General features: G+C 60.8%; 17 protein-coding genes. 13 read left to right on the forward strand and 4 right to left on the reverse strand.

All coding sequences use genetic code 11. The features are described from left to right. Positions 1-4: 4 nt before the first annotated feature. The 10 genes from B7Y89_RS02445 (at position 5) to B7Y89_RS02490 (ending at position 9,466) form a co-directional block, all read left to right on the forward strand. Positions 5-925, forward strand: a complete 921-nt coding sequence (locus B7Y89_RS02445) for a TIGR03619 family F420-dependent LLM class oxidoreductase (RefSeq protein ID WP_292935411.1) — start codon at positions 5-7, stop codon at positions 923-925. Between the two features lie 73 nt (positions 926-998). Beyond that, positions 999-1,802 carry an SDR family NAD(P)-dependent oxidoreductase gene (locus B7Y89_RS02450; RefSeq protein ID WP_292935413.1) on the forward strand — a complete coding sequence of 268 codons (804 nt, stop codon included), beginning with the start codon at positions 999-1,001 and terminating at the stop codon, positions 1,800-1,802. A gap of 4 nt (positions 1,803-1,806) precedes the next feature. Beyond that, on the forward strand, positions 1,807-2,904 hold the full coding sequence (locus B7Y89_RS02455) for a phosphotransferase (RefSeq protein ID WP_292935415.1): 1,098 nt from the start codon (positions 1,807-1,809) through the stop codon (positions 2,902-2,904). Positions 2,905-2,919: 15 nt separating this feature from the next. After that, complete coding sequence (locus B7Y89_RS02460) at positions 2,920-3,954, forward strand: LLM class flavin-dependent oxidoreductase (RefSeq protein WP_292935417.1); 1,035 nt, start codon at positions 2,920-2,922, stop codon at positions 3,952-3,954. Positions 3,955-3,956: 2 nt separating this feature from the next. Further along, positions 3,957-4,352 carry a nuclear transport factor 2 family protein gene (locus B7Y89_RS02465; RefSeq protein WP_292935419.1) on the forward strand — a complete coding sequence of 132 codons (396 nt, stop codon included), beginning with the start codon at positions 3,957-3,959 and terminating at the stop codon, positions 4,350-4,352. Next, complete coding sequence (locus B7Y89_RS02470) at positions 4,352-5,722, forward strand: phosphotransferase (RefSeq protein WP_292935421.1); 1,371 nt, start codon at positions 4,352-4,354, stop codon at positions 5,720-5,722. The genes B7Y89_RS02465 and B7Y89_RS02470 overlap by 1 nt, the downstream gene beginning before the upstream one ends. 4 nt (positions 5,723-5,726) lie before the next feature. Further along, positions 5,727-7,001: a cytochrome P450 gene (locus tag B7Y89_RS02475; protein ID WP_292935422.1), complete on the forward strand. Its 1,275-nt coding sequence runs from the start codon at positions 5,727-5,729 to the stop codon at positions 6,999-7,001. Continuing rightward, a complete protein-coding gene (locus B7Y89_RS02480; protein ID WP_292935424.1) occupies positions 6,998-7,774 on the forward strand; it encodes an SDR family oxidoreductase in 777 nt (258 codons plus the stop codon). Before B7Y89_RS02475 ends, B7Y89_RS02480 begins: the two co-directional genes overlap by 4 nt. A 145-nt stretch (positions 7,775-7,919) precedes the next feature. Next, positions 7,920-8,990 carry a hypothetical protein gene (locus tag B7Y89_RS02485; RefSeq protein WP_292935425.1) on the forward strand — a complete coding sequence of 357 codons (1,071 nt, stop codon included), beginning with the start codon at positions 7,920-7,922 and terminating at the stop codon, positions 8,988-8,990. Then, positions 8,987-9,466, forward strand: coding sequence for a nuclear transport factor 2 family protein (locus B7Y89_RS02490; RefSeq protein ID WP_292935427.1), 480 nt, complete (start codon positions 8,987-8,989; stop codon positions 9,464-9,466). The genes B7Y89_RS02485 and B7Y89_RS02490 overlap by 4 nt, the downstream gene beginning before the upstream one ends. Here B7Y89_RS02490 and B7Y89_RS02495 read toward each other — a convergent pair. Genes B7Y89_RS02495 through B7Y89_RS02510 form a run of 4 tightly spaced genes read right to left on the reverse strand, consistent with a single transcriptional unit; the run spans position 9,454 to position 13,779 of the window. Next, positions 9,454-10,080, reverse strand: coding sequence for a glutathione S-transferase family protein (locus tag B7Y89_RS02495; protein ID WP_292935429.1), 627 nt, complete (start codon positions 10,078-10,080; stop codon positions 9,454-9,456). The two genes, B7Y89_RS02490 and B7Y89_RS02495, sit on opposite strands and share 13 nt — an antisense overlap. Before the next feature lie 13 nt (positions 10,081-10,093). Then, positions 10,094-11,482 carry a phosphotransferase gene (locus B7Y89_RS02500; protein ID WP_292935431.1) on the reverse strand — a complete coding sequence of 463 codons (1,389 nt, stop codon included), beginning with the start codon at positions 11,480-11,482 and terminating at the stop codon, positions 10,094-10,096. Beyond that, complete coding sequence (locus B7Y89_RS02505) at positions 11,479-12,111, reverse strand: glutathione S-transferase (protein ID WP_292935432.1); 633 nt, start codon at positions 12,109-12,111, stop codon at positions 11,479-11,481. Before B7Y89_RS02505 ends, B7Y89_RS02500 begins: the two co-directional genes overlap by 4 nt. Positions 12,112-12,114: 3 nt before the next feature. Then, the gene (locus B7Y89_RS02510) at positions 12,115-13,779 is read right to left on the reverse strand and encodes an FAD-dependent oxidoreductase (RefSeq protein WP_292935434.1); all 1,665 of its coding nucleotides are present in this window, start codon (positions 13,777-13,779) and stop codon (positions 12,115-12,117) included. Between the two features lie 196 nt (positions 13,780-13,975). Between B7Y89_RS02510 and B7Y89_RS02515 the strand changes: the two genes are divergently transcribed. The 3 genes from B7Y89_RS02515 to B7Y89_RS02525 all read left to right on the forward strand — a co-directional run bounded on the left by B7Y89_RS02515 (position 13,976) and on the right by B7Y89_RS02525 (position 17,634). After that, a complete protein-coding gene (locus tag B7Y89_RS02515; RefSeq protein WP_292935436.1) occupies positions 13,976-15,196 on the forward strand; it encodes a cytochrome P450 in 1,221 nt (406 codons plus the stop codon). A gap of 103 nt (positions 15,197-15,299) precedes the next feature. Further along, positions 15,300-15,890, forward strand: coding sequence for a TetR/AcrR family transcriptional regulator (locus B7Y89_RS02520; RefSeq protein WP_292935438.1), 591 nt, complete (start codon positions 15,300-15,302; stop codon positions 15,888-15,890). Positions 15,891-16,023: 133 nt separating this feature from the next. Next, positions 16,024-17,634, forward strand: coding sequence for a GMC family oxidoreductase N-terminal domain-containing protein (locus B7Y89_RS02525; RefSeq protein WP_292935439.1), 1,611 nt, complete (start codon positions 16,024-16,026; stop codon positions 17,632-17,634). The last annotated feature ends 3 nt before the right edge of the window (positions 17,635-17,637 follow it).

Genomic DNA, 17,637 nt, shown 5'->3' on the forward strand with positions numbered 1-17,637 from the left:
GACGATGAAGCTCAATATGGGCGTTCCCAATTCCATGCACGTCAAGGCGATGGTGCAGCCTTGGGAATTTGCACTGTCAGGGGCCGACGTTGGCGACCTGATTGCGCAAGGCGATGCACTGGGATTTAACAAGTGCATGTTGGGCGAACATTTCGTGATCCCACCAGAGCATCATGACTTATCCGGCTATCACTATTTCCACGTGGTCGTGGCGCTGGGCTATCTTGGCGGACGCACCAAAAACCTGCGGTTGTCTTCGTCAGTTTCGATCCTGCCGCTGCAAAGCCCGATTGTCCAGGCCAAGGCGTGGTCGACACTCGACTGGCTGACAGGGGGCCGGGCCGAAGCGCTGTTCGGTGTGGGTTGGCTAAAAGACGAATTCGACATGCTGGGCGTCGATTTCCACAAGCGCGGGCGCATGGCGGATGAATATCTCGCCGCCATGATCGAACTGTGGACATCGGACAGTCCGTGCTTTGAAGGTGAATTCGTCAATTTCAAGAATGCAGGGTTTGAACCCAAACCGCTACAGAAACCGCATATTCCGATCTGGCTGGGTGGCGATGCCGAGCCGGTGCTGAAGCGCGTGGCCAAGTTCGGCAATGGCTGGTCGCCGTTCCGGACCCCGCCCGAGACATTTCCTGCCTGTATCGACCTGATCAAATCACAGCCCGAATATGATGGCAGGCCCATCGAGGTATTCTTCGCGCTCGAAATGCTCAACGTTGGCGCTCATCACGAAGTGATGGACGATCCGCGCGCACCGGGCACGCGCGATGCGCAAAAGATTATCGACCAAATCGGCTGGCTGAAAGACCTTGGCATTACCGAAACCATCGTACCGCTGCCGCCTGGCATCACCGACAAGTCGGAATATATCGAGCGACTGCGCTGGGTGGCCGAAGAGATCATGCCAAAGGTCTAGAGCCAGATGAAATTCGGGACGACCACGGCAGAAACAACTGCCGGGCGTCCCCCATGGAAGAGGATCACCATGCATGAACAGGTTTGACGGAAAAGTCGCCTTTGTGACCGGCGGCGCGGGCGGCATCGGCAAGGCCGTGATCGAGCGCCTTATTAACGAAGGTGCGCGCGTTGCCGTGACCGACATTTTTGGTGACGCCGCAAAAGAAGTTGCCGGTGCCTATGGTGACAAGGCGGCGGGCTTTGCGCTGGATATTGGCGACGAAGCGGCGGTCAAGGCTGCTATCGATGCCACAATAGCCGCGTTTGGCCGGCTTGACGTGCTGGTCAACAATGCGGCGCTGACCGACATGGCCACGATGATGGGCGATACAGATGCGGTGACCATTCCCAACGATGTGTGGGAGCGCACCCTGCACATTAATGCCACCGGCTATCTCTATTGCTGCCGCCACGCCATTCCGCATATCGCCGCAGCAGGCGGCGGGGCGATTGTGAACCTTGCATCGGGTTCGGGCATGTTGGGTGATTCGGCGCGCATTGCCTATGGCGCGTCAAAGGCGGCGGTCATTTCCATGACCCGTTACATGGCGACGCAGCATGGCGCGCAGAAAATCCGCTGCAACGCGATTGCACCCGGCCCGATTGTCACACCCCATTCGCGCAAGGTGGCGGGCAAGGAATTTGACATCATCGCCCGGCATATGCCGATGGGCGAGCTTGGCGAACCGGCTGACATTGCAGCGCTGGTAGCGTTCCTTGGGTCAAGTGAATCGCGCTATATCAACGGGCAGGTCATCGTGATCGATGGCGGGATGTCAGCGCACCATGCCCATGTCATGGATATGATGGACTATGCCGCCGGACAGAAGGGCTGATCGGATGAGCACAAGCAAGGGCACGGAGCGTGGTTTCCCGGCGCGGGCGCAAAGGCTTCCAACCGACCTTGCAGCGGTGGATGCAGGTTGGCTGCAAGGTGTTTTGCGCAACCGCTATCCCGGCATCACGATCACCGCGATGGAAGTGGTGGAGATCATCCAGGGCCACACCACCAAAGTGCGCGTGGCCGTGTCCGGACCCGATCCGGCGGTGCTGCCGGGGCAGCTATGCCTGAAATCAAATTGGTCGGGCAGCCCCTTAAGCGGCGAGGCCAATGTCAACGAGGCCCGGTTCTACAAGGACTTGTGCGAGGGGCTGCAATTGCCCGCACCGCACTGCTTTTATGCCGACTGGGATGACGATGCACAAGGCAAGCAGGGCTTGCTGGTGCTGGAAGACATGGAGGGCTGGGACGGCAAGTTCGGCACTTCGGCTGAGCCGATCACCCTTGATCAGGCAATGCGCGGCGTGGCAGCACTCGCCACGCTTCATGCCAGCACTTGGGGCGATCCCCGGCTGGACGAAGCGGGCTGGTTGCAGCGCGCAATGGCGCCCGACCATGCAGGCGATGATTACTGGGCGATGATGGCCGACCACTACGACAAGGTGAACCGCCTGCCCGAACGGGTGGCGATGTTCCCGGCGTGGTTTGCCGATAATCCGCAGAAGCTGCGCGACGCGTGGTTGCAACTTTGCGCGCACGATATGGCCGATACCTCGCCGTTGTGTCTGGTCCACGGCGATGCCCATCTCGGCAACAGTTATGGTCTGGGCGATGGCGGGCGGCTATTCCTGGATTGGCAGATCGTGCGCAAGGGCCATCCGTGGCGCGATTACAGCTACTTCGCGGCAGGGTCGATCACGATTGCCGACCGGCGGGCGGGCGAGCGCGATTTGCTGAAGCATTATCTGGCCGTGCTGGCGACGCACGGCATTGCGATCGATTTTGACACGGCGTGGACCGAATATCGCCGCTGGATGGTGTGGGGGCTGGTCTCGTGGCAGTCCAACATCAATCCCAAGGAAGCGACGCTGCCATCGCTCGAACGGTTCTGCGTTGCGGCCAAAGATCTGAAAATTGATGAACTTTATGACGTTTAGAACTGGGGCCGGGGCATGACTGCAATTGAACACATCTGGGCGCAACTGCCACCAACGCCCGCAAAGCAACTGGCAGCAGCCGTTCAGCATTATGAATCTGCCGGGCTGGATGGCATCTGGTCTTCACAGACCTTCGGCGCACCTTTTCTGCCGCTATCAGCTGCGGCTGCGGTCAGCGAGAACCTCAAGCTTGGCACCGGGATTGCGCTGGCCTTCGTGCGAAGCCCGCTGGAAACCGCGTGCAACATCATGGATCTGGACTTGATCAGCGGCGGGCGCGCGGTTCTGGGGCTTGGCTCCAGCGCGCAGAGCCTGACCGAAGGCGCGTTCGGATCGACCTATGGCAAGCCGCTGGCGCACATGCGCGAAGTGATCGGCATGATCCGCGCTATTGTGGCCAAGGGGCATACCGGCGAACTGGGTGTGCTGGAGGGTGAGTACCACAAACTCGACCTGACGCATTTCCGCACGCTTTCAGCCCCCGTGCGCACCGAAATTCCGATCTTCCTGCCCGCCGTGTTTCAAAACGCCTGTGAAATGGCAGGCGAGATCACCGACGGCCTGCTGGGTCATCCTTTGTGGAATGCACAATGGATCCGCGATGTTGCCGCACCGGCACTGAAGCGGGGCCTCGACAAGGCGGGACGGCCGCGCTCGGCCATCACAGTCAACCTGCAAATGTTCGTGGCCGTGAACCCGGACAAGCGCGAGGCAATTAACGATGCGCGCGCCAACATTGCGTTCTACAGCCAGTCGCCGCAATATCTGCGCTATTTCGATGGCATCGGTATGGGCGATCCGGCCCGCGCCTTGCAGGCCTGCTTTGCCGCTGGCGATCTTGCCGGAATGGTTGCTGCCTGCACCGATGAAATGGTCGAAAGCATCGCGCTGGTCGGCCCCAAGGACGAAGTGCTGCGCCGCTTCCACGAGCGTGTCGAATACGCTGACTCCTGCACTCCGGTGATCCCGCACTACGGACTGGAGCCGGACAAGATCGCCTATTACACGGCCGGCATCGCCGACCTGTTTTACGGAAATGGGAAAGCCTGACAATGACTGACGTCGAAGCGAACAAGAACGTAGCGCGCCGCTATATGCAGGCAGTGGTCGATGGCGATATTGCCACGATCGAAGCTTTGCAGCACCCCGATTGTACGTGGTGGATTTTGGGCTTTGGCGACATGACGCGCCAGGCCTTCATCGATAGCGTGCGTGACGGGCTGTTAACGGCGAACAAGCGCGTCGCCGATATCATCGGAATCACCGCCGAGGGTGACCGGGTGGCGGTCGAAGTGCGCGGGGAAATGACTTTCCCGAACACCGTCTACCGCAACGAGTATCACAACGTGTTGATCGTGCGCGACGGGCTGATCGTTTCAGGCAAAGAATATATGGATACACGCGCTGCGGCGGCTGCGTTCGCGCCTGCTGATAGCGGGGCCGCGTGATGGCTGAACCAACCGGCGTTCCTGAATATGACGATGCCGCAGTCCAGCGCATCCGCGATTTTGTCGAAGCGACGATGGGCGGCAAGATCGTGCGGATGGAGCAGCAAGTGCGCTGGCGTCCGGCGTGGTTTGCCGACGTCGAGGTGGACGGCAAGCTGGTGGAACTGCACTTGCGCGGCGACCGCACCGGCGACGTGGCGATCTTTCCCGACTTGAAGCGCGAGGCGGACATTATCCGCGTATTGCATGCCCAAGGTATTCCGGTGCCGCAAGTGTACGGCTATCTGGCTGAGCCGCCATGCATCGTGATGGAATCGATCAAGGGCACGCGCGATCTGTCTGGTCTTACGCCGGAACAACAGAGCATCGTGGGCCGCGAATACATGACGGCGGTGGCCGCAATGCACGCGCTGCCGGTAGAGGCGTTCGCCGAGGTCGGCGACATGCGTGTGCCGCAGGGCGCCGAAGAAGTCGCGCTTGTCGGCCTCAACACTTATATGCCGCAATATTTACGCACGAAGAAGCGGCCCGAGCCATTGCTGGAATTCGTTATCCAGTGGATCCGCCGCAATGTGCCCAAGCACCGCACCCGCGCGGCCTTCATCCAGTTCGATTCCGGGCAGTTCCTTGTCCACGACCAGCGCATGACGCAGTTGTATGACTTTGAATTCAGCATGATCGGCGATCCGATGGTCGATCTGGCCACGATGGGCATGCGCAACACAATCGAGCCGATGGGCGCGCCGCTGGCCGAGCTTTATGGCTATTACGCCGAAGCCAGCGGCGAACCGGTCGATCATGATGCGGTCCTGTTCCATGTGCTGCAGTTTTCACTACTGGGCACGATGCAGTTTACCGGCACGGTCGCCGATCCGCGCCCCGCCGATCCCCATTCGGTTTATCTCCAGTTCGATCTGGCACTGCGCCGCTCGATCTTGCTGGCGCTGTCAAAGCTGACCGGGGTGGACTTGCCTGAACTGCCACCGCTGGTGGAGCGGACGGGCGACAACAAGACGCTTATCGCCAAACTGACCGACACGCTTTCGGGCATCGTGCCCAAAGATGCGATCGCCGAAGGGCAGAAAGGGCAAGCTGCCGAACTGATCGAATGGGTTGCCCGTGCCGATGCTTATGGCGCGGCCATGGTGGCGCAGAACATCGCCGATGTAAGCGCATTCCTTGGCAAGGACTTTGCGCGCTGGGGCGAAGCCGAAGCGGCGTTGGAGGCCTTCGTGCTGGAAGCCGGGCCTGAACAGGATGCAGGCCTCCTGACCTTGCTGGGAGCCATTGAGGGTCGGCGGCTGCAAGTGTTCGGCCCGACGTCGATCGGCGAGGCGGCACTGCACGTGCGTTTGCCGCAGGGAGTTTGACGCAATGACCGGAAAGCCATCAGAGGTGAGCGAAATCTCCCGCGACTTTGCCGAAGTGAGCAGCGTTTACGGGACCGATACCGAAGACCCGCACGCGGTCTATCGCGAAGCCCGCAAACATGAGCCAATCATGGTCGGCGATATTCTGGCCAAGTGGAACGTGCCCTCGCAAGCGGACTATTCCAACCTTGGCCGGCAAGTGTTCACGCTGTTCCGCTATGACGATGTGCTGCAGGTCCTGCGCGATCCCAAGACATTTACCAGCACGCTGCTGCAGGAGGGACTCGGCCAGTTCCTCGGTGGGTTCCTGCTGACGGGTATGGATGATGCGACGCACAAAGTGGCGCGCAAGCTGCTGGCACCGGCTTTTTCACCCAAGGCGATTGCCGGGTGGAAGGCGCTGCTGACGCCGGTGGTGGCAGATGCCGTTGCGAAGCTTGCGCCGCGCGGCAAGGCGGAACTGATGGAAGACCTGCTGCTTCCGCTGCCGGTACGGCTTATTTATGAAATCATCGGTTTCCCCAAGGACGAGGCCAAGACACAGGAATTTGCAGCGCGCGGCATGCGCATTCTGGTTGGGCCACAACGCGATCCCGAAAAGGCCAAGGCCAGCATGGCCGCAGCCTTTGCCGCTGCGCAGGAATTGTATGACGATACGCTGGATGTGGTGCGCCAGCGCCGCGCTGAAGGATCGGTGGGTGAGGATCTGATCGGCTATCTGCTACGTGCCGAGGCCGATGGCGAAATGCTGGACGATGCGCATATTACCGAACTAATCCGGCAAATGCTGCCTGCCGCCGCCGAAACCACGACGCGCTCGTTCGGCAGCATGCTGGTCGCGCTGCTGGAACGCCCGGCGCTGCTTGAGCGTATTCGCGATGATCGATCACTTGTGGCCAAGGCAGTGAACGAAGGCATGCGCTGGGAAACCGCGTCGCAGTTCCTTGCGCGGCAAGCCGCCGTCGATGTGGAGTTCCACGGCGTGAAAGTGCCCGCAGGGGCGGCGCTTTCGCTCTGTTCGGGATCGGCCAATCGCGACGAGACGGTTTTTGAAAATCCCGACGAATTCGACATCGACCGGCCGCAGAAGGTGAATGTCGGCTTCGGCGCGGGCGTGCACATGTGCCTGGGGATGCCGGTGGCCAAAACCGAGATGGAAGCGATGCTCAACGCCTTGCTCGATCTGCCGAACTTGCGGCTTGATCCGGACCAGCCGCCGCCGATGATTGTCGGCGCGCAGCTGCGCGGCCCGCGCGCCTTGCATGTGGTGTGGGGATGAGCGGGATCTACAGTGACAAGGTTGCGCTGGTCACCGCGGCAGGCGCGGGCATCGGGATGGCAACCGCAGAAGGCTTTGCCCGGCGCGGCGCAAGCGTGATGCTGTCGGATATCAATGCCGCAACGGGTGAGGCCACGACAGAGCGGTTGCGCGCCGAAGGACATGACGTGCGTTTTCTGCGTGCCGACGCCACGAACGAGGATGACGTTGCCGCGCTGGTGCGCGGCACTGTGGCTGCGTTCGGCGGCCTGAACATTGCGGCAAACATCGTGGGCGATGCGCACCGCGATGCATCAGGCGCGGACTTTCATGAACAGAGCCTGGAATCGTGGGAATACACGCAGGCGGTCAGCCTGCGCAGCGTGTTCCTTTCGATGAAGCACGAGATTGCGCACATGATCGAACATGGTGGCGGCGCGATCTGCAATGTGACCTCGCTGGCGGGGCTGCTTTATGTCGGCGCTGCAGGCGCAGCCTATGCCGCATCAAAAGCCGGTGTGGTGCGGCTGACCAAATTTGCCGCGGTATCTTATGCAGGGCGCGGCGTGCGCGTGAACTGCATCGCACCCGGCGTGACACCGACCGAGGCCTATAACAAGGCGGGCCCGGAGATGGGGCAGATGGTGATCGACCACCTCCTGCCCAACCAGCCTATCAAGCGGGTGATCGCCACATCCGAACAGGCTGATGCAATTGCGTGGCTGTGCAGCGATCAGGCGGCAATGGTGACGGGCCACGTCCTGCCGGTCGATGGCGGCTGGACCGCGCAATAGCGGTTGGGTGCGAGTGTCGCAGTGCCCACCCCGCTGCGACTAGGTTCGCCTTTGGCTCACTAAGTCTCGCGCCCCTCCCGCAAGCGGGAAGGGCTGGTGATTGGCTTGCAGCGCATGAGTAAAAATCAACGTGGGAGAGAAGTCCATGGCTTTGCGGATCATTCACTGGGCAACGGGCCACACCGGCAAAATGGTGATTCGCGCTACGGCAGAGCGTGCTGACTACCAGATCGTTGGCGGGTTCACTTATAACCCGGACAAGGCAGGGCAGGATATTGGAACTGTGGCGGGGACAGGCCCGGTGGGCGTGGCGCTGACCAATGACCGGGCGACGATAATGGCGCTTGAGGCCGATTGCGTGCTGTTTCTGGCAGGCGCAGAAAACGATGTACCGGGCAGCATTGCCGATATTTGCGCGCTGCTGGAATCGGGCAAGAACGTCGTGACCACGGCGGCGAACTTCATCTATCCCAAATCGCTAGGACCGGATGTTGAAGCAGCGCTGGCCGCTGCTTGCGTGAAGGGGGGCTCCACCTTCCACGGATTGGGGATTATGCCCGGCTTTCTGGCTGAATCGGTGCCGCTCTATCTGGCGCGGCTGTCGCGGCGGGTGGACCGGATGGTGGCTTCCGAAACCCTGATGTATGACAAATATCCCAGCACATATCAGATGTTCGATCTGATGGGCTTTGGCTATGCGCCCGATGATCCCACGCCCGCCTTTGCCAATGTGGACCTTGTGGGCGAAACATGGCGTCATTCAGGCATGCTGGTGGCCGACGTGCTGGGCCTGCCGATCGACCGGATCGAAAACTTCCGCAATGTGGCGATCACTCCGCGCGATCTGCATGTGGCAGCAGGCACGATCCGGGCCGGGACTGTCGGCGCAATGAACTTTGGTGTGCGGGTTATCTCGGCCGGGCGTGAGCGGATTGTCCTTCAGCACTACACGCGGATGGCCGAAGACCTCGCGCCCGAATGGCCGCAAGGCCACGGCTGGCTGATCGATCTGGAGGGTGAGCCGACGATCAATGCGCGGATCGACATCGGATCGGACAGCGTGATGCCAACCGACGACGCCTGTATGGCGACCGCGATGCACGCGATCCATGCCGTGCCTTATGTGGTGGCAGCTAAGCCCGGCATCATGCTGCTGACAGATGCGCCGCCCATCGCGGGAACCGATGCGTTTCATCAGGCAGCTCCAAAGCCATGAGCCCGGAGGCGGTTGCCAGCGCATGGATTGAGGCGGCAGTGGCCGGAGACGCGGCAGGTTTGCGCGCGCTGTTCGCGCCTGATTGCCGGATATTCGTAGCCGGAGACATGCCGTTCTGCGGGTGGATGGATGTCGATGCGTTCTTTGCGCAGACCGCCGTGCTGCCGCTCGACGGGCCGATCATGTTCGAAATTGGCGAGATGGTGGCGCAAGAAGAACGGGTCTGGTTCGAGGCGCAAAGCGCTGCCAAACTGGTCGGCGGGGCCGATTACCGCAACATCTATATCTTCCAGTTGCAAGTGCAGGATGGCCGGATCACGCAATACAAGGAATTCGGCGATACGCTGCACATCTGGCGTACGATTGACGATCCGCGCGTGCGTGGACCGGCAATTGCGCGCCAGCCGCTGTTGACCAAAGTTACCCGGCGGTTGACAGGCAATGCTATTGCTGGTGGATCAGTTCACGACGCGTAAGCATATTCGCCACCTTTTTCGATTGATGCGCGGAAGGCTGGGCGGGCATGCAGGCGTTGCAGCCATGCCGACATGTTGGGATATGCAGCAATACCGATCAATGCGCGCGCCAGTTCAGCGATGAAGCTGACCTGGATATCGGCAGCGGTGAAGGCATCGCCCACCAGATAGTCATGCCCCTCAAGCGACTGTTCGATGTAATTCAGGACGCCGGTAAATTCGGCATCGGCGCGCTGATCAAATTCGGTGCCCGCAAGGCCGGCAGCCAAGCCATAGACTTTGAGCATGATCGGGGTGGTGCCAATGGACACCGCAATGTTCATCCATTCGAGATAGCGCAGCAAGTGCGGGCTGTCGTTTGCAGGGGCCAGTGCGCCGCCGCCGTGACGGCGCAGGATGAAATCAATGATCGCGCCGGATTCAACGATTGTGCCGTCTTCGGTTTCCAGCGCCGGAGATTTGCCGATGGGATGTGCGGATTTGAGCGCGGGTGGCCCCATCCGGGTTTCGGGATGGCGTGCGTGATGGACCACTTCGAACGGCAGCCCCAATTCTTCAAGGAGCCAGAACACGCGGAACGAACGGCTGTGGTTGAGGTGATGAAGCTTCAGCATCGCAAACGCATCCTTATACGGCAGCCGGACGCGGATAGGCACCCGGGAATACATGGTCCAGCGGCGCCAGGCCGCGCGTGACGATGGGACCGGGGTAATCGCGCAACAATTGCAACCGGCGCATCTGGCGGCGGTGGAAGTAGCGCACAAGCGCAAGATCATGCGCGGGGCTCGCCCGTTCGACAAAAGCGTCAAGTTGCCCTTCGAGCGTTAAGGCATCGGCATCTGCAATTCCGAGGATATTGCGAGCATCGTCCAGTTCGGCCCGTTCGATGGCATCACCGCTTTCGGCTAGCCGCTGAAGATAGAACGCCAGCGATTGCGCAGGGTGCTGGCGGAAAAAGCCTTCGGTTGGCAAGGCACCGCACTGAACCGCCAGATCGCGCCATGCATAACTATCGCGCAAGGGCGCGCTGCTAACAGGTTCTGCCGGATCAAGCGCATAGCCCTGACCCTCGGCAAGGGCTTCAAGCGCGGCGCGACTGGCGCCCATCCCCCATGACAGGTACTCGACATAGGCGGGGTGTGGGGTAACCTTGCGGAAGGTGGCCTTGGTCATCATCGGTACGGCAATGAACAGCAGCACGGTGTAATAAGTCAGCACCGTCCAGTCGATTTCGTTGCCGCTATCGTGCACATAACGCGCGAATACGGCGGCAACATCGCTGATCGGTTCATTGATGTCACGCACCCGGATCGACGCGAGATCGGCCATCGGATCGCCCAGTTTGGCCAATTCCAAATCATAGAACGCTGTCACGCGCTCCCGGTTGTGAAAGAACTGCGGGGCATCGCCGATCAAAACGACATTGCGGTTTCGGTGCAGCGGGAGGTGGCGGCGCAGCCATCCGGTGACGAAGCGCAACAAAGCGTCGGGCTGGTCTTCGGGCTCGTAATGGCTTTCGGACAAGAGCAAATAGTCAAGTGCCACGGCCTCAGGGGTTTCTCCCTGGACAAGGCCCGCTTCCACAAACGGCGCAATATCAAGGGCATGGACAGCGGCGAGATGGCCTGCGTATTCCTCGACCATCCGCTGAACAGCAGGATCGCCATCAAGATCGCCAAGGAACGGGGTATCATCCAGATGCGCCATGACAATAGCTTCGGGATCAGCGATCCAGCCGTAAACATGCGGCACCGGAATGCCGTTCTGTTCGAACAGCTTCAGCACTTCATATTCGCGGCGCAGCGGGCAAATGCCCAGACCGCTTGCGCGGTCGCCACGCACGTGAAGTTGCAGCGTGTCACTGCCACGCTCGACTGTTACCTGCCACGAAGGGCGCCAGCGGGGCAGGCGTTCGACTGCGGTGATCGTGCCGTCAATGTTCCCGGCGATCCAGGCACGGATTTTCGCATCGTCCTGCGCTGCGCCTGTTTCTCCGGGGGTTTCTTCCTGCGTCATGTCTTGCGCTCCCGGTCAACAATGGCGCGGCAGCGTTGGTAGCCGGGACGCGCTTCCATGCGTTCGACATAGGCGGCAATATGCGGATGGCCTTCGACATCAACCGGCACAAACTGGCGCGTCATGGTGAAGGGAAAGGTCATCATGATATCGGCGGCGGTGAACCGGTCACCTGCCACGAACGGTACAGCGGCTAGGCGCGCATCGGTGAAAGCCAGCAATTGTGCAATGCGGGCACGGGCATTGACGCGGAACGGATGATCCGTCTCGATCCCGCCGAACTGGGCCATGATTTCGCCCACCAGCGCGGGCATCAATGTGGATTCTGCGAAATGGAACCAGTAAAGGTATTGGGCATAGTCGGGAGAATCCGGCCCCAGTGCGAGCGCGCCACCGCCTTGTGTGGTGGCCAGATATTCAATCACCGCACCGCTTTCGGCGATCTTGTCGTCGCCAATCCCGAGCACGGGTGACGAACCCAGCGGGTGCAGTGCCTTGAACGCAGGTTCGGCCTGCCATGTCGGTAAACGTTCGAAAAACGCGATGGCATAGGGCGCGCCCAGTTCTTCCATCAACCAGACGGCGCGTTCGGAGCGCGAGCGTTCAAGCTGGTAGATCGTAATGGTCATGGATCAGGCTCCTGCTGTCTTTCGTTCAGGCGTCGCGTGCTGCCCGGTCATGTGCAGCGCCGAGAGGTAGCCGTAAAGCAGCCCGCGCGTGTTCGCGATGCCGCTGTTGTAGCCACCGCCAATGTCGAGCCATGCTGCGGAATTTCCCGCCGCATAAAGGCCGGGGATGGGGGCATCGCTAGCATTCAGCACGCGCCCGTCGATGTCTATCGGCAGACCGGCGGTGGGCACGCCCATCGTGACGCGTTCAATCTTCACTGCATAGAACGGCGCTTTTTCGATGGGGCCAAGGTTGGGATTGAGCAGGCGGGGATCGCCGGTCATGATCCGGCCCCATGGCACGCTGCCGCGCGCGAAGTCCTCATCCATGCCGGTTACGCAGAAACCGTTGAAGCGCTTGACGGTGTTTTCAAGGCCCATCGCGTTCATGCCAATCCGGTTTGCAAGTTCGCCCAGTGTATCTGCGCTGGTCGCCATACCCTCCGACAGGGGCTGGCCGGGCCAGCTTGGCATGAGGCCGTATTTGTCGACCATGTTCTGATCAAACACGATCCACGCAGGCCAGTTGGGCTGTCCCTGTTCCTGTCCGTCGAACCGGCCCACTTTGGTTGCGACATCGGGGTAAAATGCATCGTTGGCAAAGCGGCGGCCATAGCGGTTGACCGCAATGCTGTGCGGCGCGCCCGGCAACCACATACGGTACGAGGGCTGGCCGTAGATTGTCTCGGCGGGAACCTTGTAACCGACAAAGATCGGGCTTTGCGCAGGCGCGCGGGCGGGGATGGCGATGGCACCGGCCTTTGCCGCCATGACGATGTGATCGCCTGTGACAGTGGGCGGGGCCATGCTGCCTGCTTCTGGCAGCGCATCGAAAGCGCTGACGAACGATGGTTTCCAGTCATAGCCGCCGGTGGCCAGCACCACGCCGAGCCGCGCGCGAACGCGCTTGGTGCCGTGTGCATCGCGCAGAACCACGCCGGTGACCTCGCCGTCCTCGACCACAAGGTCGATCACTTCGGTTGACGTGCGCATATCAACGCCGCGCTCGCGTGCTGCGAGCACTTGTGCAGCAGCAAGGCCAGCGCCCGCACAGCGTTCGCCCGCCGCGACATGGCGTTCAAGGCAGGCGCCGACGTGATCGCCACCATCCTGCATGGCAATCCATTCGTTTGACGTGGTGTAGCTATAACCATCGCCATAAGGCGAGGTCAGTACAGTATCGGCAAGATCGCCGAGCCGTTCGGCCTTGAAAGGCAAAACCTCGACATAACGGCCCTGAATTTTCGAACCCGTGACCGACGGGTAATAGTAATCGGGCAGGCCCTTCACCACGGTCATTTCGATACCGATGGTGTCGGTCATGAAGCGCAGCGCCTCACGCCCGCGCTCGATGAAAACCTTGCGCCGGTCAGGCGTGGCATAACCTTGCGACAAGTGCGCAAGGTAGGCATCGGCAGCGGCATCGCTGTCCTCCATCCCGTCTGGTTCCTGCAAGTGATTGGGGCCCAGCCACAATTGCCCGGACGAGAGTGCCGATACGCCGCCAAGCAAGTGGAATTTCTCGGCTACCAGCGCGCTTGCACCGCGCTGCGCTGCGGTCAGAGCAGCGGACATGCCACCCAGCCCCGAGCCCACGCACACCACATCGAAAACCTCATCCCACGGCACTGTTGTTCTCCCGGTATCCCGAAGCGGTGGTGCGCGCCCGGCCCGATATCGGAACCTATCGTTGTCTAGGTCCAGCTGTCCCTAAAGATTGGCTGGCTGGCGACAGCATTTGCGCTGGCGCTATTTCGCGGAGAGGTGCTCATATGTGCATGACCAGCCGGTTCGCAGAATCGGCGGCAAAATGAGGAGAACTGCCGTGGCCACTGCCCCCGCCGCAACGCGGCCCGCCCATGTTCCTGAAGAACTGGTCGTGACCCTGCCCCTTTATGCGCGCAAACGTGTGGACGAATGTCCGCAGGAAACGCTGATACCCCAGTTGCAGGCGACGCTGCCGCCGATTTCCTATGTCACCAACATCTTCCCCGGCGATCAGCCCGGCTGGCTGCTGACCAGCTATGAAGACACGATGACCATGTTGCGCGACCCTGACAATTTCACCAAGAACGGGATGGGCAAATGGGCGCAAAATATCGGCGAAGACTGGCTGGTAATCCCGACCGAGGCTGATCCACCGATCCACACCGCCTATCGCGCTGCGCTCAACCCCAAGTTCGCGCCGCAAAAGATGGCCGCACTGCGTGATGGTGTTCGCGAACGTGCTCGGGTGCTGATCAACCAGTTCAAGGATCGCGGGCATTGCGACTTTGTTGACGAGTTTTCGGAAAAGTACCCGATCAACATCGTCCTTGACCTGCTGGATTTGCCACAAGACCGCATGGCCGAATTCCTTGAGTGGGAAAAGGACATGCTCCATACCAATGACTGGCAAGTGCGCGGCGATGCCGTCAGAAAGGTTAAGGCCTATCTGATGGGAGTGATCGAAGAACGCCAGAAGAACCCCGGCGAAGACTATATCAGCCAGATCTTCGACAACGAGGTTGACGGGCGCAAGTGGAACGTCACCGAAGTGTTCGGCCACTGCTTCAACTTGTACATCGGCGGGCTGGATACGGTGACGTCGTTGCTCGGTAACATCTTCTGCTTCCTGGGTCGTTATCCCGAACGCCAGCGCGAGCTGCGTGAAAAGCCGGGCCTGATCGTGACTGCGGTGGAAGAATTTTTGCGCGCCTATGCTCCGGTTACGGCATTCCGCATCGCGGCCAAGGAAATCGAAATCCGCGGCCAGAAGATCATGCCGGGCGAATATATCTCGGTAGCAACGCCCGTAACCGGTTACGATCCCACGTATTACGATCAACCAGAGCTGGTGCGGTTTGACCGCAAGGCCCCGCACATCTCGCTGGGCGGGGGCATCCACAAGTGCCTGGGCATGCATCTTGCCCGCATGGAACTGCAGATCGCGCTTGAAGAATTCCTGACCACGCTGCCCGAATGGCGCATCAAGGACGGGTTCAAGGTGCAGTACTTCGTGGGCAACATCATGCATGTGCCCGAACTTGAGCTGCAGTGGGACTGAAATTGATCGGGGGCGCTACCCATGCGCCCCCGATTGCCATTATTCCGGCAGGCCGATACGGCAGGTGTGGCCGATTGGGCGATGTAACGGGGTAAAAGGCGCAATGCGTAAGGACGCTGCACGCAATCGGGACCGTTTGATTGCCGTGGCGCGCGAGTGTTTTCGCGCGGGTGCCGCCGACATCTCGCTGGAAGACATTGCAACAAAGGCAAAAGTTGGGCGCAGTACGCTGTTCCGCAACTTTGCCGACCGGCTCGATCTGATCCGCGCGGTGCAGGCGGCAGAGCAGGAAGCGATTGCTGAAGAATGCGCGCAGCTGGGTGACCGGCCCGATGCGCTGTTCGGGCTGATGCGCACGGTGGCCAAGCTGACGTTCATTTACCGGGCGATGGATGACACCCTGCTGTCCAGTCCGGCGGGTAAGGCGATGATGCTTCAGGCATCGCGCGAGACGGCGGAACTGTTCATCGAACCGATTGAACGCGCGCGCGACGCCGGTTTGCTGCGCGCCGATGTGATGCCCGAAGACATCCTGATCGCCTGCAACATGATAGGCAGCGCGCAAGGCAGCGATTTCGAGACCAGCGATGCAGTGTTTGAGCGCGGCTTTGCGCTGATCATGCACGGTATCGGCGGCCCCTGCCGTATGGTGGGTGAGCGCCGCGAACCTATCCTTGACACAGATAGTGCCTGATCATCTTAAATGGGACTTGCAGTTCCACTTATAGATTGCCAATGGTTCTTTATGGTTCAGGCGAATCGTCCCGATGAGGGCGAGTCCCTGGCAAGCGCAGCCAAATGCTGCGTGCCCGAGAGGATGGTTCCAGATGACGAACGCAGCGACGGACACCTATGATTACATTATCGTTGGCGCGGGCTCTTCAGGCTGTGTGCTGGCGAACCGGCTGTCCGCCAATCCTGCAACGCGCGTGCTGGTGGTGGAAAGCGGGCCGGACGATACCAGCCCGCTGATCGCCATGCCGCGCGGCATCGGCAAGCTGCTCGATCCGCGCAATCCGCATGTCTGGTCGTATGACGTATCGCCGGGCGGCAACAAGCCGTCCGAAATGTGGCTTAAGGGCCGCGCAGTGGGCGGATCGAGCGCGGTCAACGGCATGGTGTATATTCGCGGTGCGCCGATGGATTACGATGGCTGGGCAGAATCCGGTTGCACCGGCTGGGGCTGGGACGAGATCGGGCGCTGCTTCGTTGAACTGGAAGACCACGAACTGGGCGAGGCGAAATGGCGCGGGGTCGGTGGGCCGATCCATGTCAGCGTCCATCCCAGCCGCAACGGCTTGTGCGAGGCAGTCCTCACCGCTGCACAAGAAATGGGCGTTGAACGCGTTGTCGATGTCAACGACGTCGATGTCGTGCGCGAAGGCGGCCTTGGCTACCAGACGCGCAATATCGACAAGGGCAAGCGGGTCAGCTCGGCCAAGGGCTTTCTGAAGGAAGCGCGCGAGCGTCCGAACCTTGATCTATTGGTCGAAACCGATGTGCTCAAGGTCGAGATCGAAAACCTTCGCGTGACCGGGGTGACGCTGCGTGACAAGCGCGGCACGCGCTTCGTGGCGGCGCGCGAGGTGATCCTTTCCGCAGGCGCGGTGCATTCCCCCAAGCTACTGCAATTGTCGGGTATCGGGCCGGAGGCAGTGCTCCGCGCGGCAGGAGTGCCAGTGCTCGTCGATTCTCCCGACGTGGGCCGCAACTTGCGCGAACACCGCTATGTCCAGACGGTATACCGCGTGAAGGGCGACAGCATGAACCTGAACTATCAGGGGCTGGGGCTGCTCAAATCGGTGCTGCAATATGGCCTGTTCGCCAAGGGTGCCCTGACACACGGCGCGCACGAGGTGGGTGGTTTCGTGAAGACCCGGCCCGATCTGGACCATGCCGATGCACAGATTGGCGTCAGCCTGTATTCGCTGAACCTGACCGACAAGGGCGTGGTGCCCGACAAGCATCACGGGCTGACGATTCTGGGCTATTTCACCCGGCCTGAAAGCCAGGGCGAACTGCGCATCCAATCGGCCGATCCCGATGCAAAGCCGTTCATCGACGCAAACCATTTTTCCGCCGAGATTGACCGCATTACCGCGGTGTCGCTGTTCAACTGGCTGCGTGCATTAGGCCGGCAACCGGCGCTCAAGCCATGGATCGTCGAAGAGCAGTTTCCCGGGGATATGGTCAAGAACGATGACGATATCCTCCAGAACGCGGTCGCGCTTGGTGGCACAGCCTATCACATCGCAGGTACTTGCCGGATGGGCGCAGACGACCAGTCCGTGTGCGATCCGCAATTGCGCGTGCGCGGCGTAACCGGCTTGCGCGTGTGCGACACCTCGATTTTCCCGACGCTTGTTTCGGGCAATACCAACGCTCCTGCAATGGCCGTCGGCCTGCGCGCCGCCGAAATCATCCTCCAGACCGCTTGAGGC

This window comes from Novosphingobium sp. 32-60-15, from assembly GCF_002280675.1.
Lineage (GTDB): Bacteria > Pseudomonadota > Alphaproteobacteria > Sphingomonadales > Sphingomonadaceae > Novosphingobium.

Coding starts and splice junctions, on each gene's coding strand:
- B7Y89_RS02465 (WP_292935419.1), top strand. CDS start 3,957: ATGACTGACGTCGAAGCGAACAAGAACGTAGCGCGCCGCTATATGCAG.
- B7Y89_RS02500 (WP_292935431.1), bottom strand. CDS start 11,482: ATGACGCAGGAAGAAACCCCCGGAGAAACAGGCGCAGCGCAGGACGAT.
- B7Y89_RS02460 (WP_292935417.1), top strand. CDS start 2,920: ATGACTGCAATTGAACACATCTGGGCGCAACTGCCACCAACGCCCGCA.
- B7Y89_RS02455 (WP_292935415.1), top strand. CDS start 1,807: ATGAGCACAAGCAAGGGCACGGAGCGTGGTTTCCCGGCGCGGGCGCAA.
- B7Y89_RS02475 (WP_292935422.1), top strand. CDS start 5,727: ATGACCGGAAAGCCATCAGAGGTGAGCGAAATCTCCCGCGACTTTGCC.
- B7Y89_RS02490 (WP_292935427.1), top strand. CDS start 8,987: ATGAGCCCGGAGGCGGTTGCCAGCGCATGGATTGAGGCGGCAGTGGCC.
- B7Y89_RS02480 (WP_292935424.1), top strand. CDS start 6,998: ATGAGCGGGATCTACAGTGACAAGGTTGCGCTGGTCACCGCGGCAGGC.
- B7Y89_RS02445 (WP_292935411.1), top strand. CDS start 5: ATGAAGCTCAATATGGGCGTTCCCAATTCCATGCACGTCAAGGCGATG.
- B7Y89_RS02495 (WP_292935429.1), bottom strand. CDS start 10,080: ATGCTGAAGCTTCATCACCTCAACCACAGCCGTTCGTTCCGCGTGTTC.
- B7Y89_RS02450 (WP_292935413.1), top strand. CDS start 999: ATGAACAGGTTTGACGGAAAAGTCGCCTTTGTGACCGGCGGCGCGGGC.
- B7Y89_RS02485 (WP_292935425.1), top strand. CDS start 7,920: ATGGCTTTGCGGATCATTCACTGGGCAACGGGCCACACCGGCAAAATG.
- B7Y89_RS02470 (WP_292935421.1), top strand. CDS start 4,352: ATGGCTGAACCAACCGGCGTTCCTGAATATGACGATGCCGCAGTCCAG.
- B7Y89_RS02525 (WP_292935439.1), top strand. CDS start 16,024: ATGACGAACGCAGCGACGGACACCTATGATTACATTATCGTTGGCGCG.
- B7Y89_RS02505 (WP_292935432.1), bottom strand. CDS start 12,111: ATGACCATTACGATCTACCAGCTTGAACGCTCGCGCTCCGAACGCGCC.
- B7Y89_RS02520 (WP_292935438.1), top strand. CDS start 15,300: ATGCGTAAGGACGCTGCACGCAATCGGGACCGTTTGATTGCCGTGGCG.